A 25345-nucleotide genomic window follows, 5' to 3' on the forward strand; every position below is an offset into this window, starting at 1 on the left:
AGCCCGGTAGATTACCGGGTTCATGCCCTCAAGGCTGCCTAATTAAATAAAGTGTCTAACTTTTTGGGTTCACTTCATATGGTGCTTCCTTTTTTTATTGTGGGAAAAGTGGAATTCACGAGTAAATGGCCGAAACTCACGAGTAAAACGCCGAAACTCACGAGTAAACGACCGAAACTCACGAGTAAAACGCCGAAATTCACGAGTAAACGACCGAAACTCACGAGTAAAACGCCGAAATTCACGAGTAAAGCGCCAAAACTTACGAGTAAGTGCACGAACTTACGAGTAAGTGCACGAACTTACGAGTAAAACGCCGAAACTCACGAGTAAACGACCGAAATTCACGAGTAAAGCGCCGAAACTCACGAGTAAAAGCCCGAAACTCACGAGTAAAACGCCGAAACTCACGAGTAAAAGCCCGAAACTCACGGGTAACGCACAAACTTACGAGTAAAGCGCAAAAACTCACGAGTAAACGCACAAACTCACGAGTAAACGCCCGAAATTCACGAGTAAACGCACAAACTCACGAGTAAACGCCCGAAATTCACGAGTGAAACGCCGAAACTTTCGAGTAAAAGCCCAAACTTGAAAAAGCAATCCTTCACCATTAAAGGATTGCTTTTCCTAATTATTTCAGCCGATCGATTAGGTCGGTCATTTTATTTAAAGTCGTTATGTTCTGGTTGCATTTCATACTATCCAGGCAAATATAATTCCCTTTTTTTATGAATGTCCCTTGGATGGTTCCTTTTGTTTCGGACATGAACATCCCTATTTCTTCAAAGCGACTGCAAATGGCACAGATTCCTTTTTTGTTGGTTGGTTTAATGGTTCCGTGCAATCCTGTGAGTTTATTATGATGGTGTGCAATGATGAATTTTTTTCCGGAACCGACATCATCCCATCCCAAGTATGAAATCTCTCTCAAATCCATGTTTTCCAACAAAGGGGCTTTTAATTTCTTTGCCTTAGGAAATAATTTTTTTATCGTTTTTTCGGTTACTTCTTTAAATGGGATCACAAATGGCTTTACCTGTAAGAGAAAGACTTCGGCCTGTGCGGGATCTTTAATGGTATCCACTGGATCCAGCAGTTGTTTTTGCTCTTCGCTCAAGTCATTGAATAAGCTTAAAACCCTTTCTTTTGCGACTGTTTTCAGGGTGTGGATCACATCCTTATCGTTGGCGGTCGCGTGTCCATTTATGAGAATCTGTGTTTGTGATTTAATGAAGTTATACTGCTCGCTTCTGATAAAAGGTTCCATTTTCTTCACTCCTGTTTCTGTTGCGCGATACTTGTCACATGATACCGTTTCTCTTTACTTTACAGAAATCATATCTGCTTTAAAAGGGGGAAAACGACTAAGAAACATACTCGGCATACAAATAGCACTGATATCATTATCAGTGCTACACATGCAATCCTATTTGGAATAAACGATTTTCTTGATGGTTTCCGCGGAGAGAAAATATTCCTCGGCTAATTGATGGATGCTATGACCATCTTTGAATGCATATTTTATAGTGGCATTTCGGTCATCGATCAGTTCCCTTGATCCCGAACGGGTTCCCCATTTGTGATGGGCCTTTTCAGGTTTAGGGATATATATGGTTTCACCTTGCACATACTTTTGAATTTCAACGATCAGCTTTTCAGGCAAAACGGCCGTTGCTTTTACATATTTCATTTCTGCCAGCCCCTTATTCTTTTTTAAGAATGAAATAAGGTGCAAAGCCAAATATTAGAAATGATAAGTCGGGCGATTAAGTTTAGCTTAATTTAACCCCATGCAAAGTATCGCCTCCAATACTAGGCTTTGCATGAGACGCTGCAGAAGGTGGCATTAATATTCTTATTGCCATCTTTACACCTCCCCTTTATGTCCCTAAAGAACACGTATTGTCATTATTATAAAATATATATGGCTGGTTGCCAAACTTTTTCCAATGTATGACGGGCTGATTGTTTGAAAATGAGCTGTGTACATGAAATAATTTGAACTGTAACCAAACTAACCATTATGGGAGCTGACTTTATGAAAGTATTCGTAGTTGGGGCAAATGGGCAGATCGGTAAACACCTGGTAGATTTATTAAAAGATAGCCCGGATCATAGTGTAAGGGCAATGATTCGTAAAGAAGAACAAAGGCAACATTTTGAGAAAAATGGAATTGAATCTGCAGTAGTCAGCTTAACGGGCTCAGTTGATGAGATTGCGAATGCGGCAAAAGGCTGTGATGCCATCGTATTTACAGCGGGATCCGGAGGAAGCACCGGAGCTGATCAAACGCTGTTGATTGATCTGGATGGTGCTGTTAAAACGATTGAAGCGGCAGAAAATTTGGGAATCGACCGATTCATCATGGTGAGTGCTTTTCAGGCCAATAATCGCGAAAACTGGAATGAAGCCATCAAACCGTATTATGTGGCCAAGCACTATTCGGATAGGGCATTGTTACATAGCGATTTAATATTTACCATCATTCGGCCTGGCGGACTAGTGAACGAACCGGGAACGGGCAAAGTGACTGCCGCTGAAGAATTGGAAAGGGGTTCGATTTCACGGGAAGATGTGGCTCGAACGATTTTTGCGTCATTGACCGAGGAAAATACCTACAAGCGTTCTTTCGATTTAATCTCTGGGGATACTGTGATTGCGGAAGCATTGAGGAATATTTAACGGACAAATGGGGGCAGGGCCACTCAGGGGCGAGTGAGCTCTGCTATTCAATTCCTTCAATTTGCTTGATGACCTTCGCTGGGTTTCCAGCGACAACAACGCCATCAGGAACATCTTTTGTTACGACGGCCCCTGAGGCGACGACGGAATGACTCCCAATTGTAACGCCAGGATTGATGATGGCCCTTCCGCCAATCCATACATGATCCCCTATCGTAACCGGCTTTCCATATTCCACTCCAGAACAGCGTTCGAAGGGATCCAGCGGATGTGTGGCAGTATAGATATGCACTCCGGGAGCCAACATGCAGTCCCTGCCGATTTTCACCTCACAAACATCCAAAATGACACAATCGAAATTGGCATAAAAGTTTTCCCCGACAGTAATGTTATATCCATAGTCACAGCGAAAAGTGGGTTCAATATATATATTTGTTCCAATGGAACCGAAAAGCTGTTTCAGCAGTGAGGTTCGTTCATCCCCTTCGTTTTCGGTTGTCTGATTGTATAACCGGGTTAACTTTCTTGCATTTTCCCTATCCCTTATTAATTCCGGATCAGCAGCCATATAGGGTTCCCCGTTCACCATCTTTTCTTTTTCAGTAATCATATTTCCTTCTCCTTTTTTCTTGTATTTATATAGAATTAATAAATATCTGAATATTAAAACATTTTATTCGCAAAATAAATTGCAGTACTTTTTACTCAAATTTTCTGCTGAATCTAAATGCCTCACTCATTTTCATAAAAAGAAGTAAGAAAAGAAAGATTTTTCCGAATAATTAATGAAATAGTTTTGACAAACGTTCCATCGGATTTTATAGTTAGGAGAGTTATGTATAATTCATAGTTTCATGTAAGTACATGTTAACAGATAAGTAGAATAGACAGAAGTTCATTTAACCTTTATCGGAAATTGATGGACAACTCTTTTCTTCGTTTAAGAGAATCAAAACAATGGAGGCCTCATTATGTCACAGAAAGCACCACTTTCTTTTATTATTGTTACAGGATTAATGCTTTTCGCTTTATTTTTTGGTGCAGGAAACTTAATCTTCCCTGCCATGCTCGGTCAATCCGCTGGGACCAATTTATGGTCGGCTAGTTTAGGATTCATCATTACTGGGGTTGGATTGCCATTCATTACAATATTGGCATTTGGTTTTTCAGGCAAAAATGATGTCCAATCGCTTGCGAGCAGGGCACACCCGATGTTCGGCATCATTTTCACGGTCGTTCTTTATTTATCATTGGGACCGCTTTTCGCTCTTCCGAGAACGGGGAGTGTATCTTACGAAATAGGGATTAAACCTTTCCTTTCCAATGATGTCGGTTTTTTACCACTGCTGGTATTCACGATCATATACTTTGGAGTTGCCTGTTTATTATCGATCAATCCATCAAAAATGCTGGATGTTGTCGGCAAAATATTAACACCGCTATTATTGATTTTCATCGGGATCCTCATTGTGGTCGCAATTATTAACCCAATGGGTGAAATCCAGTCACCATCGGCAAATTATTCAGATAATTCTTTCTTTAAGGGATTTAAAGAAGGATATTTGACAATGGATACACTGGCTGGATTTGCTTTTGGAATCATTATCATTAATGTAATCAAAGAAAAGGGAATCACTTCAAGAAAAGAAGTGCTAGGCTTCTGCATGAAAGCCGGCTTAATAGCCGCTTCTTTGTTGGTGATCGTTTATACGGCCTTGACTTATGTCGGAGCGACAAGTGTGGAAAAACTGGGTCATCTGGATAATGGCGGAGACGTTTTGGCTCAAGCCTCACATCATTTTTTCGGACCGGCCGGTGCAGTGTTGTTGGGATTGATTGTGATCGCAGCATGCCTAACTACAAGCATTGGGTTGATAACGGCTTGTTCTACGTACTTCAATAAAATACTGCCTGTTATTTCGTATAAATCATTTGTCGTCATCTTCTCCGTTTTTAGTGCAGCTGTTGCCAATGTAGGTTTGACCAAGCTCATTTCCATTACGGTGCCTGTGTTAACGGTGCTTTACCCCGTGGCGATCGTTTTGATTGTGCTAACGTTCTTCCATTCCTTTTTCAAAGGGAAATCGGAGGTATACTTTGTAAGCTTGTTATTAACGGCCATCATCAGCATAATGGATGGATTAATGGCATCAGGAATTAAAATGGAAACTGTTTCGGATCTTTTCATTCAATACCTTCCACTATATAGTGTAGGGGTAGGATGGGTGATTCCTGCCATAATAGGCGGTTTATTGGGCTATATGATAAGCCTGATGAAAAGGGATCCTAGGGAAGCCTATTAAGGTCTTCATTAACTATATGAGAATGAACTTCAAATCATGAAAGGTGCTGTCTTGATGACAGCTATTCAGACGGTAGGCAAACTCGATAATAATTGAGTTTGCCTACCGTTTTTTTGAGGGTCTGTTGATTGGAACGTAGGGCACTCGCTTTCCGCGGGAGGTCCGACCTCGGCGCCTTTGCACCTGTGGGGCCTCCCTTTGACGCGTTTTTCCCGCAGAAGTCTCGCACACCCGTTCCAATCAACTGGAACGTTTCTCAAATAAAAAAACTGCAGGCAAACTGCTTTACTTCGAGTTTGTCTACAAACTGGAGCTGTCTTGATGACAGCTCTTTTCCTTAGTGTTTGTTTTTAATGGGAAAGAGCCTTAAAATGTTCAGAAAGGGGTGTAGGAACAAAATGATTAATCGATTACCAATAGAAATCGCAAATATATTACAAGCAAGCAAAAAGAATCCTGCTCAATTTGAGGAATTGATAAGGAGCGGCGGATATCTGCCTCCCGAGATGGAGTTGATGATAGATGCCATTACGGCCTTGAGCATGGGGAAGAATATCCTTTTGAAGGGTCCGACAGGTGCTGGAAAGACAAAGTTTGCCGAGACATTATCGAATCTATTCAACCAGCCAATGTTCAGTGTCAACTGCTCAGTCGACTTGGATGCCGAAAGCTTATTGGGCTTCAAGACATTGGCTTATAAAGATGAAAAACAGGTGATAGAATTCGTACCTGGGCCTGTGATCAATTCGATGACTCACGGTCATTTCCTATATATAGATGAAATCAACATGGCGAAGCCGGAAACACTGCCGCTTATCAATGGGGTGCTTGATTACAGAAGGACGATAACGAATCCGTTCACGAATGAAGTCATCACTGCAAAAGATGGCTTTAATGTAATTGCTGCAATCAATGAAGGGTATGTCGGTACAGTGCCACTGAATGAAGCGCTAAAAAATAGGTTTGTCGTCATTGAAGTTCCTTATATCGAAGGGGAGCAGTTAAAGCAATTGATAGAAACCAATACAAAGCTGAAGGACCCAAGAAGCATTGAATTGTTCGTTAAACTGTCGAGTGATTTGATAAATGCCGTGAATCAAGGGAAAGTGGCAGAAGATGCGGCATCGATCAGGGCTTTGCTCGATGCTTGCGATCTGAGTGTATTGATCCCGCCGAAACGGGCAATTCTCCGTTCCGTTGTGGATAAGTTGGACGAGGAACGGGAGCGTGAGTTTGTGAAGAACTTGGCTGACACATTATTCTAACTAGGAGAATGCCTCATGAAGTATATCCGATTCAATGATTCAATAATTGATACGGCCCTTTTTTTACAGCTGCAGGATCTCTCGACTGTCTTATCCGGCATTCCTGAGCTGGAATTCGAATACAATTATGGCTCTTTCATTGATCTGATCGAGTATAAGGTAACAGCCAGCCATTTTTGGGAAAACGGAAATAAGGAAGTGAAGGAAGCCGGGCTGAAAACAGACGTGCTCCTTAGGACGATAGGTACGCTGCATCATTCAACAATCCAGAGCATGAAGGAGTACCAGGACATCATCGGGGAAAGTTCGCTTCCGAAGTTTGCAGCCCAATTATTCGCTATATTGGAAGACTTGCGGTTGGAAGAATTGGTGAAAAAAGAAAGGCCAGGCACGAAAAAATGGTTTTCGGTAAGGAGGGCTTACCTTAAACAATATTTCGAAAGCCAATTAGCAACGAATGTCACAAGAAGTTTTGCACTGGATGAATTATACTGCCTCATATATTTACTGCTTCAATCCGACAGGCCGGACCCGATTTTCCCCAGGGCCAATGTACGGCAGCTGGAAGAACTGGAGAAAATCAAACCTTTCATCCATTCGGTCTTTGAAGCCAATAACACCAGTGATATCACGAGGATCTGTGAGCAAATCGTATTTCGTGTGAACGATGAGTACAAGGATACGATGAATGAATATTTCATCTTCCCAATTGCAAATGTGGAGAAGTATACAGCAAATACCTTATTTGATGAACTGACTAGAAATGATGATCTGTTGAACGATGATACAGAAGATGTAGACGAAGAAAAAAGTGAGTTCATTGATGAAAAGTTCTCGACTTGGCATCGAGAGAATAAGAACGGCGAGAATAATTCGACCTTTCTTCAATTTGAATTGGAGCAAGGAACGAAAACAAGTCTGATGGGCGGAGGTGCGCGTGAAGCGGAAGATGCCGACCAAGCACTGGCTTCGATTCAGGGCTCATCAGGGGAAAGTCAACAAAAGGAATACAATCAGCAGGAAACACTAGAGAAGAAACAAACGAATATTGGCAAAAGTGGTGAACATCCATTTGGTGAAGAAAATAAAGACGTCGTTCAGGTAATTAAAGAAGCCAAAATACCAACACTTACTGAGGAGAAGCGCTACCGTGAGTTTGTTGCCGATATCGAACCGTTTAAGAGAAAACTCTCCAGTACAATTGAAAAGACATTGGAAAATAAAAAGAATGCACCAAGAAAAGATTTGGTTTTTGGTCGTTTATCGAAAAAATTACTGCCGCTTGTACTTGAAGAAAATCCAAGGGTCTTTTATAAAAAGAACCAGGATTCAAATGAAATGGATGCCGTATTCACATTGCTTATCGATTGCTCGGCTTCAATGCATAACAAGATGGATGAAACGAAACGGGGGGTCGTCCTGTTTCATGAAGTGCTGAAAAAATTAAGGATCCCCCACTCGATCGTAGGTTTTTGGGAAGATGCAAATGAAGTGAGAGAAGGATATCAGCCGAATTACTTCCATGTAATCCAGTCCCATTCCGATTCTTTTTATCTGAATTCAGGAGCGAAAATCATGCAGCTTGAACCGGAGGAAGACAACCGGGACGGATACAGTATCAGGGTGGCCACAATGGAATTGGAAAAGAGACGTGAAAAAAACCGTTTCTTGCTCGTATTTTCCGATGGTGAGCCGGCAGCTGCCGATTATGATCAAAATGGAATAGTCGATACACATCTGGCCGTATCAGAAGCAAGGAAAAAAGGAATAGAAGTTTTAGGCCTGTTTTTAGCGGATGGCAGCGTAGATGAAAGTGAAGAAATGACGATGAAAAACATCTATGGCAAAGAACGGTTAATGATTCCGAGTGTAGCTGAATTACCCGAACAATTTACACCGCTGTTAAAAAAACTACTGCTGAAGACCATTTGATATGAAACATAATAATAATAATGAAATTGGAAGTTATGATAGATGCTGATTGATAAATTGATAAACGCAGTAGGATTCAGATTTGGATCTTACTGTGTTTTTTTGTTTGTCATGCCAGTTCTTCGCAGTAAGTGAATGATTTCTTTGACGGGATTGGGGTAAACCATAGATGAGGAAGTGATCATTTTGATGAATTTAGTGTTTATGCTACTTTATTTTATAATTATTGTTCTTGTTATTGAAATATCGGTTACCTTGTTGAAATTGACTGGATTAAAAAGCACTGTAGCCAGATTTCAGGTTATCTCCATGCTTACAGGTACCGGTTTTACAACTGACGAGTCAAAATCCATTATTGATCATCCCGTTCGAAGGAAAATAAGCATGTTTTTGATTTTATTTGGTGCCTTCTCACTTGCTGTCATCATTTCATCGATTAGTACATTGCTTACAGATGACCTTCGTTTGATGGAGTTAAGCATCATTATTGGAATATTGGTGGTTTTAGCCATTTTTGTGAAAACTCCGTTCCTGAATAATAGAATATCGAATAAGATGCGCAGTGAGATGTACAATCATTATGAATTATGGGAACATCCGATAGAAGAGGTCCTATTTTTAGAAGATGAAGACGTGGTCATGGAGATTGATATTTATGAGGACTCCGAATTCATTGATGTCAAAGTGTTTGATGTCATACCACATGGAGCGGACATCAATATTTTATTTATTGAAAGCGGAGAAGTGAAAATCAGGAAAGAGTTATATGAGTATAAAATTAAATTAGGGGATAACCTCTTTTTATATGGAAATAAAAAGGAGATAGAAGACACATTTTCAAAAGAAATCGAAGTGATGAAGAAGAAAAAAAGTACACCGGAATGAAAAAAATCCCTGCCTTAATATAAGGCGGGGATTTTTTGGTGATGGGCTTCATTAATGTTTTTTATTCGGTAATTTCTGCGCGGGGTTGCCGTTACCTTGGCGGCGAAAATTGCCTTCTTCCTTTTTTTGCTGCTCTTGAATGCTCTCAACAAATTCCTTTGAACTTTTCATGGAATGGACCTCCTCCGTTATTTTCTTCTTTACTATAACCAAAAGAGGTGAAATTCATGAGTATGGAAGGGGACATTCTTCGCTTATCAACAAGGCTTCGATCAATGCAACTGCTCCAGGACCGGTTAACACAGAGTTGTTTATGTAGGGCCGCAAATTGAAGGGATGAAAAAAATGAATGCCTCCGGACGTTTAGGTGAAACGAATGACATTGCCAATGTGGTTTCATTTTTAGTGAGTAAACAAACCCAATGGGTTACGGGTCAGACGAGTAGGGCGTTTAATTTATTCAATTAAAGCAACGTAATGATGAAAGTTGCTCTAGTATTTCTTTCATTTGAATTTAACCATTCCATTGAATTGTTTGAGCGATGATAAGAAAGCGCCAGATAAGAGGAACCGGATAAAAAACAAGGGGTAAAAGCGGATCCATTTTTGCCAGGCGACTCCTGCTAATGCAATGGTGGCCATGAAATTGAATACTATTTAAATATCGTTATCTAATGTTAGAATACATAACATTTGAATATTTTGAATATTGACAAAAATAAGGGCGGTAACTATAATAATCAATAATAATATCCATGAATAAACGTTTATTGGGGTTTTGCCTATGGAACGGACAACTGCTGTCCGAGAATTATGTGAGATGCATACTCATTTACTGGACAAGGATATTCAAACTCTTGAAAACTTGTCTGCGAATTTATCGTTGATAGCCAATTTGAATAAAGCGAATGTCTTTATTGATTGTCCGGTGCTTGAAGGGAAGCATGCCATAGTCGTGGCAGAGGCAAGCGCACATTCCGTAAAATCGGTTTATGATCATCCGGTTGTCGGGAAATTTGCCTATGAGGCTTTTGAGCCGGCAGTATTTTATGTATTGCGGACCGGAAAGGACATGTTCGTGAATCGAGCATTGACTCAAGAGGGAGCGATGGTGGAGCAAAGTGTCGTTCCGGTCAAGGGGGAATGCAATCGGGTCATAGCCGTTTTGATCATGGAGAAGGTGATTCAAGAAGAACCTGAAACGTTTAATCAGTTTGGAAGGCAAGATCAACAAAATTCCTTAGTTCCCGAATTTATCGAAGAGTCCATTTTCCTGATTAATAGCCAGAACCGACTTGTCTATACGAATCCCGCCGCCATTAATTTAGTAACGGAAATATGTTTGACCGACTGTGTCTTAGGGGACTCCATTTTAAATTATTTTCCAGGCTTTGCCGATGTTCTTGCTTCAAAAGAAGAGGTTTTAATGATGGAACTGAACATTGGTAAAAAGATTTTCCAAATAAGGAAGTTCCATTTAGGCAACAAGAATGCCAATGAAACGTTCATCATCATCCGGGATCTGACTGAACTGCGGGATAAAGAGAGAGAGCTGATTAGCAAGTCAGTAGCCATTCGTGAAATTCATCATAGGGTGAAGAATAATTTGCAGACTGTTGCCAGTTTACTTCGGCTGCAAATGAGGATAGGGGCCCCAGAAGAAAGCAAGCCCCATTTATTGGTCAGTTTGAACCGGGTGTTAAGCATATCGTCGGTTTATGAAATCATTTTGGCAAGCAGCCATGTCGACCACGTGGATTTATTGGAGCTCATTAAGAAAATAGGAGATATGATTGTTTGTACGGAGGATCATGCCCGTAATGTCATAAGCATTGAATATTCGGGGGAGCTTCATTCCATTGATTCCGACATCGGCATTTCCGTCGCGCTGGTGGTGAATGAGCTCATTCATAATTGTGTGAAGCATGCTTTCATGGAAGGGACGGATGGGAAGATTACTGTATGCTTTCACAAGGATGGTTCTGAATTGGAGATTCAAGTTAAGGATGATGGCATCGGATATTCGCCGGCAGTGAAACCTTCTTTGGGGCTGGATATCATCCGTATGACAGTGGAAAATGATTTGGAAGGGGAGTTTTCTATTCGCCAGATTAAAGGTGGTACCCTGGCTTCTGTAAGATTTCCATACAAGAGGTAGGTGGGAGACGTGGTCAAGAGGATTTTGGTCGTGGAAGATGAATCGATCGTTCTCCTTGATATAACGATTATGCTCAAGGATGCAGGCTTCGATGTGGTTGGACATGCACGTGACGGCGAGAAGGCGATTGAATTGGCACATGCACTGCAGCCGGATCTCGTTTTGATGGACATAAAAATGCCTAAAATGAATGGGCTTAAGGCTAGCGAGGTGATTTCCAATACCTTTCAGATACCGGTCCTGCTTTTAACTGCATTCAGCCAGCGTGAATATATCGACGAGGCGAAACGGGCAAATATCGTAGGATATCTTGTAAAGCCAATAACGGAGGCGGATTTGATTCCCGCAGTGGAGATAGCTTTACTGCAAGCAGCCAATGCAAAAAAGTATCAGGAACGAAATGCCCAATTGGATGAAACGCTCACAAATCGTAAAGTCATTGAAAAGGCAAAAGGAATTATCATGAAAATGAAGAATGTATCGGAAGAAACCGCTTACAAAAAACTGAGAAAGCTAAGCATGGATAAGCAGCTTTCCATGGAGACAGTGGCACGCCTAATTGTTACAAAGGATCAAAAACAAGTGAATAGATGAAGCAATGGCGCTTTGATGGACCAAATTGGTTGTAGGTAGGCAATTCTACTGAAATAACCAAAGTTTGGGCTATAAGAGGCGTCTTTTTTTATACCCTTTTTTAAAGTCGATAGGCCAAATCAAATCGTAATTCAGGGGGAATATGTATGGAGATGGTAGGTAAATTCGTTATTTATATCATTATGGTGTGTGCCGTTGTCGGTGCAATGGCATCGATTAAAGACAGTGAGCAAGGCTTGGGCAAACAGTTCATGGAAGGTTTGCATACGGTTGGCCATATATTTATCCCGGCAGCTGGAATCATGGCCTCGATCCCTTATTTATCATGGTTCATCGATACAGTATGCGGACCGATCTTCGCGGCGATCGGTGCAGATCCCGCACTCGCTGCAACAACGATTTTGGCAACGGATATGGGCGGCTATCAATTGGCGGCCGAGCTGCAGGAATCATATGAAGGCTGGATCATGGCGATGATTGTCGGATTCATGTCTGGAGCAACGATTGTATTCTCGATTCCAATGGGGCTTGCCATGCTAGAGAAGCGTGATCATAAATACATGGCACTTGGTGTCATGTCAGGGATCCTGACGATTCCCATTGGCGCCTTTATCTCAAGCGTGCTAGTGGTGGCAACGAATTCGAAAATTCGCGAAGTGATTTCCACGAATGCGAATTCTACACACGAATTCGCGTTGAGCTATTTGAAAATTGCCTTGAATCTTTCTCCACTTCTTATTTTTGTGGTGCTGCTTGCGTTAGGTCTTTATTTCCTGCCGGATTTGATGATCAAAGGGTTCATGTGGTTTGGGAAAATATTGGATGCCGCGATTAAACTTGTACTCGTGTTTTCAATCGTGGAGATTTTCACCGGACTGTTTTCCAATGTATTTGGTGCTTGGGGGTTCCATCCCATCATGGCCGATAAGGCGGATCAGTTCCGTGCCCTGGAAACGGCAGGGTATATCGGGATTATGCTGGCAGGTGCTTTTCCAATGATTTACTTGATTCAAAAATATGCAGGCAGGCCGCTTGAAGTGATGGGCGGGAAAATCGGATTGAGCAAAGCGGGGAGTGCAGGGATATTAGCCACGGTAGCCAATATATTGGCGATGTTCAAACTTGTTAAAGATATGCCTCCGAAGGATAAGGTCATAAACATTTCCTTCGCTGTGTGTGCAGCTTTCCTATTAGGCGATCATTTATCTTTCACAGCCAACTTTCAGCCATCCTTAATTTTACCCGTCATAGTAGGCAAGCTATCTGCCGGCGCTATTGGAATCGGTCTTGCTTACTGGCTGTCCGTTCCGAAAGCTTTGGAATTGGAGGAAAAAGATCGTGCAGCGGGAGTCATCGGCATAAATGAATATAAAACGAATAACCAGGAAGAAGATAGCGATGAAATCCAAGTGGTGTAAAACTGAGGTGTGAATTTAATGAATGAACAGACGGAACGAATCATCAGTGCAGGAATCGATATTGGCACTAGTACGACGAAACTTGTTATCAGCGAGCTTTCGCTTAGGAATGTTGCGGGTGGCGGACAGGTGCCAAAAATAGAAATTACCGATAAGAAAATTCTGTATCGAAGTCCCATTTTCAAGACCCCGCTTTTATCCGATACGGTTATTGATATACCTGCTGTTCAAAGTATGGTGGAAAGTGAATACCATCAAGCCGGGATCACGATGGAAAACATACAAACAGGGGCCGTCATCATCACAGGTGAAACGGCAACCAAACAAAATGCAGAAGAAATGGTATACCGGTTATCCAAAGCGGCAGGGGAATTCCTTGTAGCGGCAGCTGGTCCGGATTTGGAGGGAATCATTGCCGCAAAGGGATCTGGTGCCTATCAACATTCGATCGAGACAGGAAAGACTATAGCGAATATAGATATTGGCGGGGGAACGGCGAATATTGCCGTATACCGTTCTGGTATGCTTTGCGGAACTTGCACACTGCATATAGGAGGCCGTTTGGTGGAATGGGAGGGAGCGAAGGTGAAGGTTGCTCCCTCAATAGGAAAATGGCTGAAATCAAAAGGGCATTCACCTTTGAATGTTGATCGGGTAATCATCGCAAATGAAATGTCTAAGGTGCTTTCGAGGTTTTTGGCTGGTTCATTCACAAAAGAAGATGAACTTCTAATAGTGGGGAAGGAGCCATCTTGGACAGGACGAATAGATGTGTTGATGTTCTCGGGAGGTGTCAGTGATTGCATCTATCATGAAGAACGGGAAGACAAAAGCTTTCAGGATATCGGCATGATGCTTGCAACCTCTATAAAGGAAAATGAAGTATTGGCTGCATGGGAGTGGGAACAGCCCGTTGAAACGGTTCGGGCGACTGTTCTAGGAGCAGGCACGCATACAACAGAAATCAGCGGTGCTACCATCGAGGTGAATGATTCTCATCTGCCAGTCCGTAATATCCCAGTCTACCGCATCGATTTTCAAGGCGTGCTGGATGATGGAACCGGGACAATGGCACAATCGGTTCAGGATGCGATAACGATATACGATCCACTAAAGGAAGGACTGAATTTTGCCTTTTATTTAACGAATTTACCTTATCTATCTTTTCGGGACATACAGCAGCTTGCAGCCGAATTTACCGAGGCTTTGATGCAAAAACCGAATCAGCAGCAACCTCTGATAATTGTGATGGACAGTGATTACGGGAAGGTGCTTGGTCAAACATTTCTAGCGAACCGACCAGATTTGCCGGTCATCTGCATTGATCAGACACAAGTGGAACATGGGGATTATTTAGATATAGGAAGGCTGCTGCGGACAGGGGTCGTTCCGGTTGTCGTAAAAACACTGACCTTCCACAACTAAGAAACGGAGGATTATACGATGAAATTATCTACTCAATACTTTGGGGAAATCCATCAATTCAAATCGTTGAAAGAAGTCTTGGCCAAAGCGAATGAAGAGAAATCAGGAGATAGGCTTGCGGGAATTGCGGCGGATTCTGTCCAAGAACGGATTGCGGCGAAAGCTGTGCTTAGCGAATTGACTTTGGCGGACATTAGGAATTATCCCTTACTCTCCCCGGAAGAGGATGAAGTGTCACGGATCATAGATGGTCTCATCAATGGAGCCATCTATCAATCTGTGAAGAATTGGAGCGTTGCCGAGCTTCGTGAATATATTTTGAGTGACGAAACGACAGGTGACGATTTAAAGCGAATAAGCAGGGGGCTGAATAGTGAAATGATTGCTGCGGCAGCCAAGATCATGTCGAACCTTGACCTTATCCATGCTGCCAATAAAATCGAAGTGCTCACAAAGAATAATAGTACGATTGGATACAAGGGAACGCTTGCCTCGCGCCTTCAGCCTAACCACCCGACTGACAATGTGGATGGCATGCTCGCATCTTTGAAAGAAGGTCTCTCCTATGGAATCGGGGATGCCCTCATTGGAATCAACCCTGTTGATGATTCAGTCGAAAGCGTAAAGCGGCTGCTTCATGCGACACAGGACGTAATCCAGAAGTGGAACATCCCGACCCAAAATTGTGTACTTGCACATGTGACCACTCAAATGAAGGCAGTACAGCAGGGTGCACCTGCTGATATGATCTTTCAAAGCATAGCCGGAACGGAAGCGGCCAATCGTTCTTTTGGAATTGACGTTCAATTGCTCGAAGAAGCCAACGAGGTGGCAAAGGCTCATGGGACCGGCACAGGTCCGCAGCATCTTTATTTTGAAACGGGGCAAGGCTCGGAGTTATCGGCGGAAGCGCATTTCGGAATCGATCAGGTGACGCTTGAAGCCAGAAACTATGGATTTGCCCGCTATTTTGATCCGTACATTGTCAATACGGTCGTCGGATTCATCGGACCTGAATATCTATATAACAGCAAGCAGGTCATCCGCGCCGGGTTGGAAGATCATTTCATGGGAAAAATGCATGGTCTGCCGATGGGAGTGGATATTTGCTATACGAATCATATGAAGGCGGATCAGAATGATATCGAGGACCTGGGTGTACTTTTAACGGCGGCTGGTGTGAATTTCATCATCGCAACTCCGATGGGGGATGACTGCATGTTAAACTATCAGTCTTTGAGTTATCACGATATTGCGACATTGAGACAAACGATGGATAAGCGGCCAGCCCCATTATATGAAGCTTGGCTGGTGAAGATGGGGATTCTGGAAAACGGCAAGTTAACGAAGCGTGCCGGTGATCCAACTATATTTAACCATTAGGAGTGGATGATATGGGAATGAAAGATCCGAATAATAAAGAAGAATTGGATGCCTTGATAGCGAAAACCCCTGCCCGGATAGGGATAGGCAGATCGGGGACACGTCCTAAAACGGATTCCTGGCTGAAATTCCGTTTTGACCATGCGGCGGCCGTTGATGCTGTATATGGTGAAGTCAGTGAAACTCTATTGAAACGCATGGATTTATTCAAGGTGAAAACGAAGGCCGATGATAAGGAAGTCTATTTACGGCGTCCGGATTATGGCAGGAAGCTGTCGGACGAAGCAAAGCGAATGATCGAAGCAAAATGCATAAAGGCCCCAACGGTTCAAATCATCATTTCCGATGGCTTAAGTGCCAAGGCGATCGAAGAGAATGTGGAGGACGTCTATTTATCTTTCAGACAATCTTTGGCAGCGGCAAAATTGGATGCAGGTACACCGTTCTATATTGAAAAGGGCCGGGTTGCCGTGATGGATGATATTGGAGAAATCCTTAGGCCTGAGGTCATTGTCCTGTTGATCGGCGAACGGCCCGGTCTTGTCAGTGCTGAATCATTAAGCGCTTATATTTGCTATAAACCTTGTTTGGGCATAATTGAAGCAGAGAGGATGGTCATTTCCAACATCCATAAAGGCGGGATCCCGCCAGTTGAAGCGGGTGCACATCTTGGCACGGTCATTCAAAAGATCCTTAAATACCAAGCGAGCGGCATGACACTCGTGAAGAAAGAACATGAAAAAGAAAAGAGTGAAAAATTCGGTTGAACCCCTAGTGTCTAAAAAAGGAAGTTCGGATGGTCTCTTTCCTGATGATTATTAAGACTAGGTCGTTGATTTCCTCTCCAGGCACTCGCTTTATATGTTTTTTTATTGTTTTATGAATCCGTTATTGGTGGAAGAAAATTGCGACACACCTGCCGAATAACTGGCTAGCTGAGACCCCACAGGCGCTTGCGCCGAGGAGGCTTGGCAGACAGTCGGCGGAAAGGGAGCGGATTTCTGAAATCAATCGGAACGTTTTTAAAATAAAAAACACCCCGTAAATGTTAGTTTGGTGTCTATCATTTACGGGGCAGTTCGAATTTGTCTAAAGTCTGGGAGGAGCGAATCGTTCCTCTATTTACTTGTCCCTAAATTCCACAATCCAAACGGGTTGTAGAAGGGATGGTCTTCTTCATATCTAAAGTCCTGAAGGCCCGTCAATATAAAGTCGGGGGCATCTTGTTGTATGCTAAAGGTTTCGCCAGTTGTAAAGAGAGGCCGTTCACCTAGATGGTAATAATTAAATGTGTTAAGTAAAGATGCCGCCTCTTTCGGACTCATTGTGTTAAGTGTCACGGCATCTGGAAGCCCAAAGGCTTTCATTCCGAATGAACAATAATAATCTTCCTCTCCAATGATCGTGGCAAAATGGGCATATACCGAGAGAATATCGGGGCTTTGATGAAGCTTTTGCCAATCTTCCTTTGAATGGGCAATGCCAGCTGTTTCTATTTTCACTGCCATTCCGCCTGCCCTAAGGATTGCTGCCCCAGCATCGATCAAGTCCGTAACATTTCCGGTATCGGCTATTATATAAACGGTAAAGGTATGTTCATTGATTTCCGCTAATAATCTCTCTGAAAAGGCATCTTTACTGGCGTAAGAAAAGGTCTCTTTTAAAGTGGGTTCATAATCCTGGATTTCTGCCTGAAAAGTTATGTTCTTATCCTTGGTATAAAAAATATTCCCTGCTAACAGGTACCCTTCGCTTTGGGAAGCGACCGTTTGAATCAATTCTGCCCGGTCCTTCCACTTTCCGGGTATCCCGATGATGATTTGGTTTTCCGTCATGAATCATCTCTCCTTTCCGATCAATTCATACTATACCACTCTTGATGTCACCATAGCATTTTATAATATATAGCGCCAACCCGCTGAGTTAATGCGAGTGAGGGATGTACAGGACTTTTTCAAACTTATACAATTGATGTATAATATAATCTAGTAAACGTATAGCCTATCTTCAAAGGAATTCCCGTAATTGGTTTTCTCGTAGGGCAGTATCTTAATAATCTAATCGGTATATTCAATGATGAAAGAGAGTGGAATATAATGGGTCGTAAGTGGAATAACATTAAAGAAAAAAAAGCGTCAAAAGATGCAAATACAAGTCGGATTTATGCTAAGTTCGGACGGGAAATATATGTAGTGGCGAAACAAGGTGAACCAGATCCGGAATCCAACCAGGCGTTAAGGGTCGTACTTGAGCGTGCGAAAACGTACAATGTTCCCAGAGCGATCATTGACCGTGCGATTGAAAAGGCTAAAGGCGGTTCGGAAGAAAGCTATGACGAACTTCGTTATGAAGGATTCGGTCCAAATGGATCAATGGTCATCGTGGATGCATTGACAAACAATGTGAACCGGACGGCATCTGATGTACGTGCCGCATTCGGGAAAAATGGCGGGAATATGGGTGTCAGCGGTTCTGTTGCTTATATGTTCGATGCAACGGCTGTCATCGGGATTGAAGGTAAAACGGCTGATGATGTGCTTGAACTGTTAATGGAAGCGGATGTTGATGTACGTGACATCATTGAAGAAGAAGAAGCGGTCATCGTTTATGCTGAACCTGAACAATTCCATGCTGTGCAACAAGCATTCAAGGATGCGGGAATCACCGATTTTACAGTGGCAGAGCTGACGATGCTTGCACAAAATGACCTAACCCTTCCAGAAGATGCACAGGTACAATTCGAAAAGATGATTGATGCATTGGAAGATTTGGAAGATGTGCAACAAGTTTATCATAATGTAGATCTTGGTGAATGAAAAAACGGGCGGGACCTTTGCTATATGATCAAAGGCCTGCTTATTTTATCTGATGCAAAAGAGCCTGTTTTGAATGATGAAACAGGCTCTTTCCTTTTGATTATTCATTTATGACGATTCCGGAAAGTTCACGGTCTTTCTTTACCCTTTCCATTTCCGAAATAGTGACCAGCTGATACCCTTTGTCATGCAGTTGTTTGATGATTTTTCCTGCAGCTTCGGCGCTAGTTTGATAGATATCATGCATTAATATGACTCCGCCGTCTTTGGCTTTACTCATCACTTTGCTCACGATTTTCTTTTCATTGCGGTCTTTCCAATCTTCGGGATCGACATCCCAGAGTGTGACTTCCATATCCTCCATGTATTCACGCACATTACCGTTAATCGCTCCATATGGGGGACGGACGAGACTTGGCTCAGAACCTGTAGCTTTTTCTACAGCGTCTTGGGTCTGTTCGATTTGACTCTTGATTTTGTTCTTGCTTAAGCGAGTCAGCTGCGGATGATCCCATGAATGGTTGCCGATCTCATTTCCTTGTTCAAGCATTTTTTGCAGAACTTCCGGATAGTGCTGTACACGGCTTCCAAGCACAAAGAAGGTCGCGTGTGCATCATACTTGTTCAGGTCTTCAAGAATGGACATGGTATGAATTGGATGTGGCCCGTCATCGAACGTCAAGGCAATGACCTTTTTTGATGGGTCGATCCATTCATTTTGCACGGGCAGTTTAGCGACGATATGTTTCGGCTGCCATTCCTTTACACGATCCTCATTCAATTCTTTACTTTTATATGAATCTAGCAAGCTATCGTTAAAAAGTTCCTTCTTGATGGCTATTGTATGTGTCTTAGTTGAATCATCAGTCTTAACGTAGAATACAAGCGTATTTTTCAAGACTGAAAAAGAATCGAAGTTGGCCGCCTTCAGTTTGTTTTCCTTCTTAATAAGACTCTGTGAAATGCCTTCTTCTTCCTTCTCGGTTAACTCTTCAAAAACAATATCGGATAAAACGGATAAATAATCAGAATCCGTGGCAAAGATGTCTTCTATAGAGAGCTTTTGCTGAGATGGAATATCATAAGTGAAGATCCGGGATTCGGACTGCTTCTTTCCTTCCACTTGTTCATATTTATCGAAGGAAATGGTAATGGTCTGCTGGCTGAAATGAAGGATCGTGTATGTGAGGTTAAGCTCGGATGCTTTTCCGTCGGATGCTTTCCATCTTTTTTCATAATCTTTAATTTCTTTCTTTATGTAAGCTTCTAGTTGCTTGTCGATATTTTCTATATGCAAAACGGGTCTGCTTGCCGAATAACCGCCTTTCGTATTATCTTTCAAATACGTTTGAATATCAGCTTCCGGGTAATTTTTATCGTTTGTATAGGCGGAAACGGTTCTCTTCTTATCAAAAGCAAGGCTTTTGATGGCTAACCCCACCGTTCCCACTGCAGCTATTAGACAAAATAGAAAAATAAAGACTTTTTTATAATTTAGTTTCCTCATGTTGCACTCCACCTCGATAATCATTCTACTATATAGACGCGCCAAAAGCCTTAAAAGTTTGTAAAAATTTTCATTTTTTTATTTATAAATATTTCCTTGTTCATTTTCAAACTTTTATGGCTGCACGAACGTCTATCCTTTGTACCTAGGATACGTAATTTAAATGTAAGGAGCTCTATCATGCAATGAAAAATCTAGATATGAATCAATTAATAACGGCCCGGATAACCGAACGGCAAGACAATTTGTACAGACTTGCTTTTTACTATGTCAAAAATCAAGAGGATGCGCTTGATATCGTGCAGGAATCGATTAGAAAAGCACTTGCCTCCAGCAACAAAATAAAAGACGCTGCTTCTATAGATAGCTGGTTATATAAGATCATAGTCCGAACGTCACTTGATGTTTTGCGAAAGAAAAAGAAGCTGACAGTCGCCGATGACGAAACAATAGAATACTTACGCAGCGGAGAGGAAGATCACTACCCCGACCTGGATTTACAAAAGGCCCTGGAAGGACTTTCGGTCAAGTATAAAACAGTAGTCGTTCTTCGTTTCTTTGAGGACCTGAAGTTGGAAGAGATAGCGGCGGTTCTGGAAGAGAATGTAAGCACGATTAAAACGAGATTATATAAAGCGCTGCAACTATTGCGGATTAACATGACTGAACGGGAGGAAACGAAAAGATGGAAAAAAAATTAAAAGATCTGCGGGAAGAGTATCTTAAAACACCGATCCCTAAAGAATTGAATGATGTCGTTCAAGCAGCTTTGAATGAAAAGCCCAGGAAGAAGCCAAGGGTTGGAAGGAATATCCTGGTGTCTGCGGCTGCAGCGCTTCTGATAGTGACAGCTTCCGTAAACATCAGTCCGGCAGCGGCAAAGGCCATGAGTGATATTCCGATAGTCGATAAGGTCATTAAAGTGATTACCTTCGTCGAGTGGAAAGAGGATGTGAATAATTCCTCGGCCGTGATCAAAACACCTGCAATTTCCGGACTGGAGAATAAACAGCTTGAAAATAGCCTGAATGATAAATACTTATCGGAAAGCAAGCAGCTCTACAAGGAATTCACCGACTCCATGTCAAAACTGAAGGAAGGGGAAAAGGGCAATATCTCGGTGGAAAGCGGATATGAGATATTGACAGATAATGAAACGATATTATCCGTACAGCGCTATACGGACACGATTTCTGCTTCCAGTTCTACAGAAAGTCAATTCGATACAGTCGACAAGAAAAACGAAGTGCTTTTAACGTTAAATAGCCTATTTAAAGATGATCGTTATCTTCAGGTGATCAGTAAGAACATCAAGGAACAGATGAAGCGGCAGATGGCTGAAGATCCGGAAAAGATATATTGGGTCGAAGATGATGATCTTACTGCATTTAAAGGCATTGATGAAAACCAAAACTTTTATATAAACAAAGATGGCAAGCTAGTCATCGCCTTTAACAGCTATGAAGCTGCGCCCGGGTATATGGGGGCCGTCGAGTTCATCATCCCGACAAAGGTGCTGTCAGACCTTCTTGTTGGCGATCAATATATCCATTAAATGACCTTATTTGTAATGTCCGTTAATTATACTTATGAAGGGCGAGGGGTTTATAAAACGGGAACTCCCAAAAACCATTAAAAAGACGAACCAATGTTACTTGACTACAGTAACCTTGGCTCGTCTTTTTTTTCATCAAATTTCATCTGATCCAGTTCCAGCCTCATTTTTTCCGTTTCAATAAGGAAGTTCGCGTGTTTAAGTTTTTCGAGTTCCAATTCGTCTTTAATCATATTATGTTTGTTTTTTGCCTGTTTTTCGAAATGGCTTGTTAGGATTCCAATAATGGGAATGGAAAATATCATTACAACGGTTACTAACCCTATCATATTTGTGCCTCCTCATTTTTTTGTTATTTCTATTATACGGTGTATATAACGGTTTTGGCTGGTTTTTTCAAGGTTCGCAATTTCCCTCTCGTAACCAAACTGTTATCAAACGTAATACATGGGTAAAGTTAGGGCAATATATCATTTATGGAAGCTTCCTTTTAGACTAAATTGATTGGACGTTTTTTTTAGGAGGATTTTAGTGTGATTTGCTTTGTTTAATAGCTATTATTATTTATTTTGAAATTAATTATTTAAATATACTAAATATTTGTTTACAACAGAGAAAATAAAAGTTATTATACAATAATAAAAGGAGGGCTAGGTATGGCAACGATAAATAAACAGAAAATTGTGGATAGTGTACCCCAAAAAGGTTTTTTTGGAAACCCAAAAGGACTATTCACCCTTTTCTTTACTGAGTTCTGGGAGCGTTTCTCCTATTATGGCATGAAGGCCATTCTTGTTTACTATATGTATTACGAAGTTTCTAAAGGGGGACTAGGTCTTGATGAACACACAGCCCTTGCCCTAGTATCCATCTACGGATCTTTAGTATATATGTCCGGTATAATTGGCGGATGGCTTGCCGATAGGATTTTCGGGACTTCAAAAGCCGTATTTTACGGTGGTATTTTAATCATGCTCGGGCATATTGTCCTTGCTGTACCAGGCAGTCTCTCCATGTTCTTTGTTTCCATGGTACTCATTGTTCTGGGTACTGGTCTATTAAAACCGAATGTTTCCAGCATTGTAGGGGAAATATACGCAGAAAATGACGATCGCCGGGATTCCGGTTTCAGTATATTCTATATGGGTATCAACATGGGTGCATTCCTTTCACCGTTTCTTGTCGGTACAGTCGGAATGAACTACAGCTTCCACCTTGGTTTTGGGCTGGCGGCAATTGGTATGTTAATTGGGCTCATCGTCTTTGTTGCAACAAAGAAAAAGAACCTGGGCCTAGCTGGAACTCTTCCTGCTAACCCATTATCACAAAATGAAAAGAAAACCGTATTCACTAAATTGGGAATAGCTGCATTGATTTTAGCTGCCATCATCGGCATCACTGCCACTAAAGGTATCTTAACGATTAAAACCTTTATTAATCTTGTAGGTATTCTAGGGATCCTTATTCCGACCCTTTATTTCATTTTCATGTATCGCAGCCCTAAAACAACTTCTGTTGAACGTTCACGATTGATGGCCTATATTCCTTTGTTCATAGCAGCTGTCATGTTCTGGGCAATTCAAGAGCAAGGTGCAACTATATTAGCAAGTTATGCAGACAAACGGACACAGTTGAATTTTGCTGGAATGCAAATAAACCCGGCATGGTTCCAATCATTGAACCCTTTGTTCATCATTACCCTTGCACCAGTATTCGCATGGTTATGGATTAAACTAGGAAAGCGCCAGCCGACCATACCGCAAAAATTCTCAATAGGTCTACTGTTCGCCGGTTTATCATTCCTGGTGATCCTGCTTCCTGTTTATTTCGGTGGATCAGACTCTTTAGTCAATCCGCTATGGCTTGTACTTAGCTATTTCCTTGTAGTGCTTGGAGAACTTTGTTTATCCCCTGTTGGACTTTCAGCAACTACAAAATTGGCTCCAGCTGCATTCTCGGCACAAACGATGAGCCTGTGGTTCCTGGCAAGTGCAGCAGCACAAGCACTAAACGCACAAATCGTCAGATTCTACACTCCTCAAACCGAAATGGCTTATTTTGGAGTGATCGGCGTTGCTTCAATAATCCTTGGACTGGCCCTGATGGCCTTATCACCAAAGATTCAAGGTTACATGAAAGGCATTCGCTAACACTTAGCCAGCAGTAAGGAAAAAAGGAATGGACTATATAATGAAGATGACCTCGAATTAAACGGGGTCATCTTTTTTATTACAATGATTTTGGCATCTTGCTTTTTCGCATTGTAATAGTATCGACCGTGCCAGATTGATTACATACCATTTTTACCAAAAAATTGATATGATGTTTTAGCAGCCTCATAGTTTATGCTTAAAAAACCAATGAAGCTTCATTCCAAAGTAAATAGGAGTAGCGAAATGAATAAATTTTATAGAGCTTTAACTCATGTAAACAAAATAGTTTATGAACCTAATCATCTGTCTATAAAATCAATTCAAGAAGAATATCAAAATTCCGAATACGGAGCTGGAACATTTCACTTAAATGCAAAATCGGTTCGATTTAGAGTCGCAAAAATAACACCCAATAAAGTGGGACAGTTTGTTGCGTTTTGGGAAAAAGACGAAAATGATAAAAATCAACCCTTTGCATATGAAAATTCTCCTGATTTATTGGTCATCAATACCTCAATGAGTAATGACCATTTTGGGCAATTTATCTTCCCGAAAGAAATTCTCGCAAAACAAAATGTCCTTAAAACGCAAAATGTAAAAGGGAAAATGGCAATAAGGATTTATCCTATTTGGGATAATCCAACTAGTAAACAGGCAATAAAGACTCAAAAGTGGCAACTACCTTTTTTTGTTGATTTGAGTCATGCGAATAAGTTACCCATACAAAAAATTTTAGACCTATATTCTATGTAAATTTTCCATGTAGGAACCACTTAGCTATCAATGGTTCATGAAGAGGCTGATAGGGGCGAGTTTTATATTTAAATATCTCACTAAACTTTTTAAATAGACAGGAGGTAAGAATGATACGTTTACTTGGAATATGCATATCCCTGCAAATGACTTTCGTTCTGCTTTTCATCACGGGGATTCTCCCAAAGTTGAATTCATATGTTGGAGCCTGCATTTATTTGATCATTGGGTTTGCAAGTCTGATGATCAGCTTATATTTAGCAGGTAAAAAATTTCTCTTGGGCATTTCGGTTATTGCCATCATCTTTTCCGTGCTTATCATTTGTTTCACCATTTTCATTTATTTCTTGCCTGAAGCCGGGATGCCGCCGGAAATCCCTTTGTTTGAATAGGTGAGTTCATCCAAAATTCAAGCGAAAAAAGGGCATCTCATTGAGAGGGCACTGAAAAAGTCCCTTCGGGCCAATAGAGGTAGTTTTTCTCAGTTTATTCTGAGGAAATCTACCTTTTTT

General features: G+C 41.6%; 23 protein-coding genes and 2 pseudogenes. 18 read left to right on the forward strand and 7 right to left on the reverse strand.

The annotated features are described in order from the left end of the window. Window positions 1-634 precede the first annotated feature (634 nt). Both ACFX4X_RS21790 and ACFX4X_RS21795 read right to left on the reverse strand, forming a co-directional pair. Window positions 635-1270, reverse strand: a complete 636-nt coding sequence (locus tag ACFX4X_RS21790) for a FusB/FusC family EF-G-binding protein (RefSeq protein WP_377386380.1) — start codon at window positions 1268-1270, stop codon at window positions 635-637. A 159-nt stretch (window positions 1271-1429) separates the two neighbouring features. Then, window positions 1430-1693 (reverse strand): CD3324 family protein, encoded by a 264-nt coding sequence (locus ACFX4X_RS21795; RefSeq protein WP_061465293.1) that lies wholly within the window; start codon window positions 1691-1693, stop codon window positions 1430-1432. Window positions 1694-2041: 348 nt separating this feature from the next. Between ACFX4X_RS21795 and ACFX4X_RS21800 the strand changes: the two genes are divergently transcribed. Continuing rightward, window positions 2042-2686, forward strand: coding sequence for an SDR family oxidoreductase (locus ACFX4X_RS21800; RefSeq protein WP_061465292.1), 645 nt, complete (start codon window positions 2042-2044; stop codon window positions 2684-2686). 43 nt (window positions 2687-2729) lie between these two features. Here the strand turns inward: ACFX4X_RS21800 and ACFX4X_RS21805 are convergent, their stop codons facing one another. Continuing rightward, window positions 2730-3296, reverse strand: a complete 567-nt coding sequence (locus tag ACFX4X_RS21805; RefSeq protein WP_377386385.1) for a sugar O-acetyltransferase — start codon at window positions 3294-3296, stop codon at window positions 2730-2732. A gap of 361 nt (window positions 3297-3657) precedes the next feature. Here ACFX4X_RS21805 and brnQ point away from each other — a divergent pair, with 361 nt between their 5' ends. From brnQ to ACFX4X_RS21825, 4 genes are all read left to right on the forward strand, one after another. Next, the gene (brnQ, locus tag ACFX4X_RS21810; protein WP_377386388.1) at window positions 3658-4989 is read left to right on the forward strand and encodes a branched-chain amino acid transport system II carrier protein; all 1332 of its coding nucleotides are present in this window, start codon (window positions 3658-3660) and stop codon (window positions 4987-4989) included. 398 nt (window positions 4990-5387) lie between these two features. Next, window positions 5388-6254: an ATP-binding protein gene (locus tag ACFX4X_RS21815; protein ID WP_089362692.1), complete on the forward strand. Its 867-nt coding sequence runs from the start codon at window positions 5388-5390 to the stop codon at window positions 6252-6254. Window positions 6255-6269: 15 nt separating this feature from the next. Further along, entirely contained in the window at window positions 6270-8186 is a 1917-nt protein-coding gene (locus ACFX4X_RS21820) for a vWA domain-containing protein (RefSeq protein WP_377386391.1), read from the forward strand. 189 nt (window positions 8187-8375) lie between these two features. Next, window positions 8376-9071 carry a hypothetical protein gene (locus ACFX4X_RS21825; protein WP_061466258.1) on the forward strand — a complete coding sequence of 232 codons (696 nt, stop codon included), beginning with the start codon at window positions 8376-8378 and terminating at the stop codon, window positions 9069-9071. Window positions 9072-9122: 51 nt separating this feature from the next. Here the strand turns inward: ACFX4X_RS21825 and ACFX4X_RS21830 are convergent, their stop codons facing one another. Next, window positions 9123-9242: a DUF4023 family protein gene (locus tag ACFX4X_RS21830; protein ID WP_061465287.1), complete on the reverse strand. Its 120-nt coding sequence runs from the start codon at window positions 9240-9242 to the stop codon at window positions 9123-9125. Window positions 9243-9339: 97 nt separating this feature from the next. Between ACFX4X_RS21830 and ACFX4X_RS21835 the strand changes: the two are divergent. The 7 genes and pseudogenes from ACFX4X_RS21835 to eutC all read left to right on the forward strand — a co-directional run. After that, window positions 9340-9539, forward strand: a pseudogene (locus tag ACFX4X_RS21835) (SDR family oxidoreductase); the annotation flags it as partial. Window positions 9540-9855: 316 nt separating this feature from the next. After that, window positions 9856-11229 carry a sensor histidine kinase gene (locus tag ACFX4X_RS21840; RefSeq protein ID WP_377386394.1) on the forward strand — a complete coding sequence of 458 codons (1374 nt, stop codon included), beginning with the start codon at window positions 9856-9858 and terminating at the stop codon, window positions 11227-11229. Between the two features lie 9 nt (window positions 11230-11238). Then, window positions 11239-11823 (forward strand): ANTAR domain-containing response regulator, encoded by a 585-nt coding sequence (locus tag ACFX4X_RS21845; RefSeq protein WP_377386397.1) that lies wholly within the window; start codon window positions 11239-11241, stop codon window positions 11821-11823. Between the two features lie 146 nt (window positions 11824-11969). Beyond that, a complete protein-coding gene (eutH, locus tag ACFX4X_RS21850; protein ID WP_089362697.1) occupies window positions 11970-13241 on the forward strand; it encodes an ethanolamine utilization protein EutH in 1272 nt (423 codons plus the stop codon). 18 nt (window positions 13242-13259) lie between these two features. Next, complete coding sequence (locus tag ACFX4X_RS21855; protein ID WP_377386400.1) at window positions 13260-14666, forward strand: ethanolamine ammonia-lyase reactivating factor EutA; 1407 nt, start codon at window positions 13260-13262, stop codon at window positions 14664-14666. A gap of 18 nt (window positions 14667-14684) precedes the next feature. Then, entirely contained in the window at window positions 14685-16049 is a 1365-nt protein-coding gene (locus ACFX4X_RS21860; RefSeq protein ID WP_377386403.1) for an ethanolamine ammonia-lyase subunit EutB, read from the forward strand. Between the two features lie 14 nt (window positions 16050-16063). Further along, a pseudogene (gene eutC / locus ACFX4X_RS21865) lies at window positions 16064-16816 on the forward strand (ethanolamine ammonia-lyase subunit EutC); the annotation flags it as partial. Window positions 16817-17167: 351 nt separating this feature from the next. Here eutC and ACFX4X_RS21870 read toward each other — a convergent pair. After that, on the reverse strand, window positions 17168-17884 hold the full coding sequence (locus tag ACFX4X_RS21870; protein ID WP_377386406.1) for a DUF4261 domain-containing protein: 717 nt from the start codon (window positions 17882-17884) through the stop codon (window positions 17168-17170). Window positions 17885-18145: 261 nt separating this feature from the next. Between ACFX4X_RS21870 and ACFX4X_RS21875 the strand changes: the two genes are divergently transcribed. After that, window positions 18146-18865 carry a YebC/PmpR family DNA-binding transcriptional regulator gene (locus ACFX4X_RS21875; protein ID WP_089362702.1) on the forward strand — a complete coding sequence of 240 codons (720 nt, stop codon included), beginning with the start codon at window positions 18146-18148 and terminating at the stop codon, window positions 18863-18865. A 100-nt stretch (window positions 18866-18965) separates the two neighbouring features. Here ACFX4X_RS21875 and ACFX4X_RS21880 read toward each other — a convergent pair whose 3' ends face one another. Beyond that, window positions 18966-20372: a polysaccharide deacetylase family protein gene (locus ACFX4X_RS21880; RefSeq protein ID WP_284469462.1), complete on the reverse strand. Its 1407-nt coding sequence runs from the start codon at window positions 20370-20372 to the stop codon at window positions 18966-18968. A 185-nt stretch (window positions 20373-20557) separates the two neighbouring features. Here ACFX4X_RS21880 and ACFX4X_RS21885 point away from each other — a divergent pair, with 185 nt between their 5' ends. After that, entirely contained in the window at window positions 20558-21073 is a 516-nt protein-coding gene (locus ACFX4X_RS21885) for an RNA polymerase sigma factor SigV (RefSeq protein WP_377386409.1), read from the forward strand. After that, window positions 21058-21927 carry an anti-sigma-V factor RsiV gene (gene rsiV / locus ACFX4X_RS21890; protein WP_377386412.1) on the forward strand — a complete coding sequence of 290 codons (870 nt, stop codon included), beginning with the start codon at window positions 21058-21060 and terminating at the stop codon, window positions 21925-21927. The genes ACFX4X_RS21885 and rsiV overlap by 16 nt, the downstream gene beginning before the upstream one ends. A 104-nt stretch (window positions 21928-22031) precedes the next feature. Here the strand turns inward: rsiV and ACFX4X_RS21895 are convergent, their stop codons facing one another. After that, on the reverse strand, window positions 22032-22256 hold the full coding sequence (locus ACFX4X_RS21895) for a hypothetical protein (RefSeq protein WP_377386415.1): 225 nt from the start codon (window positions 22254-22256) through the stop codon (window positions 22032-22034). Window positions 22257-22583: 327 nt separating this feature from the next. Between ACFX4X_RS21895 and ACFX4X_RS21900 the strand changes: the two genes are divergently transcribed. The 3 genes from ACFX4X_RS21900 (at window position 22584) to ACFX4X_RS21910 (ending at window position 25225) form a co-directional block, all read left to right on the forward strand. Further along, the gene (locus tag ACFX4X_RS21900; RefSeq protein WP_089362707.1) at window positions 22584-24077 is read left to right on the forward strand and encodes a peptide MFS transporter; all 1494 of its coding nucleotides are present in this window, start codon (window positions 22584-22586) and stop codon (window positions 24075-24077) included. A gap of 246 nt (window positions 24078-24323) precedes the next feature. Continuing rightward, window positions 24324-24833, forward strand: a complete 510-nt coding sequence (locus ACFX4X_RS21905) for a MepB family protein (RefSeq protein WP_284469466.1) — start codon at window positions 24324-24326, stop codon at window positions 24831-24833. Between the two features lie 110 nt (window positions 24834-24943). Then, entirely contained in the window at window positions 24944-25225 is a 282-nt protein-coding gene (locus tag ACFX4X_RS21910) for an alpha/beta hydrolase (RefSeq protein ID WP_284469467.1), read from the forward strand. The last annotated feature ends 120 nt before the right edge of the window (window positions 25226-25345 follow it).

The organism is Peribacillus sp. YIM B13481 (assembly GCF_042787985.1).
In the GTDB taxonomy this organism is placed as follows: domain Bacteria; phylum Bacillota; class Bacilli; order Bacillales; family DSM-1321; genus Peribacillus; species Peribacillus simplex_A.

Coding starts and splice junctions, on each gene's coding strand:
- ACFX4X_RS21790 (WP_377386380.1), bottom strand. CDS start 1,270: ATGGAACCTTTTATCAGAAGCGAGCAGTATAACTTCATTAAATCACAA.
- ACFX4X_RS21795 (WP_061465293.1), bottom strand. CDS start 1,693: ATGAAATATGTAAAAGCAACGGCCGTTTTGCCTGAAAAGCTGATCGTT.
- ACFX4X_RS21800 (WP_061465292.1), top strand. CDS start 2,042: ATGAAAGTATTCGTAGTTGGGGCAAATGGGCAGATCGGTAAACACCTG.
- ACFX4X_RS21805 (WP_377386385.1), bottom strand. CDS start 3,296: ATGATTACTGAAAAAGAAAAGATGGTGAACGGGGAACCCTATATGGCT.
- brnQ (WP_377386388.1), top strand. CDS start 3,658: ATGTCACAGAAAGCACCACTTTCTTTTATTATTGTTACAGGATTAATG.
- ACFX4X_RS21815 (WP_089362692.1), top strand. CDS start 5,388: ATGATTAATCGATTACCAATAGAAATCGCAAATATATTACAAGCAAGC.
- ACFX4X_RS21820 (WP_377386391.1), top strand. CDS start 6,270: ATGAAGTATATCCGATTCAATGATTCAATAATTGATACGGCCCTTTTT.
- ACFX4X_RS21825 (WP_061466258.1), top strand. CDS start 8,376: ATGAATTTAGTGTTTATGCTACTTTATTTTATAATTATTGTTCTTGTT.
- ACFX4X_RS21830 (WP_061465287.1), bottom strand. CDS start 9,242: ATGAAAAGTTCAAAGGAATTTGTTGAGAGCATTCAAGAGCAGCAAAAA.
- ACFX4X_RS21840 (WP_377386394.1), top strand. CDS start 9,856: ATGGAACGGACAACTGCTGTCCGAGAATTATGTGAGATGCATACTCAT.
- eutH (WP_089362697.1), top strand. CDS start 11,970: ATGGAGATGGTAGGTAAATTCGTTATTTATATCATTATGGTGTGTGCC.
- ACFX4X_RS21855 (WP_377386400.1), top strand. CDS start 13,260: ATGAATGAACAGACGGAACGAATCATCAGTGCAGGAATCGATATTGGC.
- ACFX4X_RS21860 (WP_377386403.1), top strand. CDS start 14,685: ATGAAATTATCTACTCAATACTTTGGGGAAATCCATCAATTCAAATCG.
- ACFX4X_RS21870 (WP_377386406.1), bottom strand. CDS start 17,884: ATGACGGAAAACCAAATCATCATCGGGATACCCGGAAAGTGGAAGGAC.
- ACFX4X_RS21875 (WP_089362702.1), top strand. CDS start 18,146: ATGGGTCGTAAGTGGAATAACATTAAAGAAAAAAAAGCGTCAAAAGAT.
- ACFX4X_RS21880 (WP_284469462.1), bottom strand. CDS start 20,372: ATGAGGAAACTAAATTATAAAAAAGTCTTTATTTTTCTATTTTGTCTA.
- ACFX4X_RS21885 (WP_377386409.1), top strand. CDS start 20,558: ATGAAAAATCTAGATATGAATCAATTAATAACGGCCCGGATAACCGAA.
- rsiV (WP_377386412.1), top strand. CDS start 21,058: ATGGAAAAAAAATTAAAAGATCTGCGGGAAGAGTATCTTAAAACACCG.
- ACFX4X_RS21895 (WP_377386415.1), bottom strand. CDS start 22,256: ATGATAGGGTTAGTAACCGTTGTAATGATATTTTCCATTCCCATTATT.
- ACFX4X_RS21900 (WP_089362707.1), top strand. CDS start 22,584: ATGGCAACGATAAATAAACAGAAAATTGTGGATAGTGTACCCCAAAAA.
- ACFX4X_RS21905 (WP_284469466.1), top strand. CDS start 24,324: ATGAATAAATTTTATAGAGCTTTAACTCATGTAAACAAAATAGTTTAT.
- ACFX4X_RS21910 (WP_284469467.1), top strand. CDS start 24,944: ATGATACGTTTACTTGGAATATGCATATCCCTGCAAATGACTTTCGTT.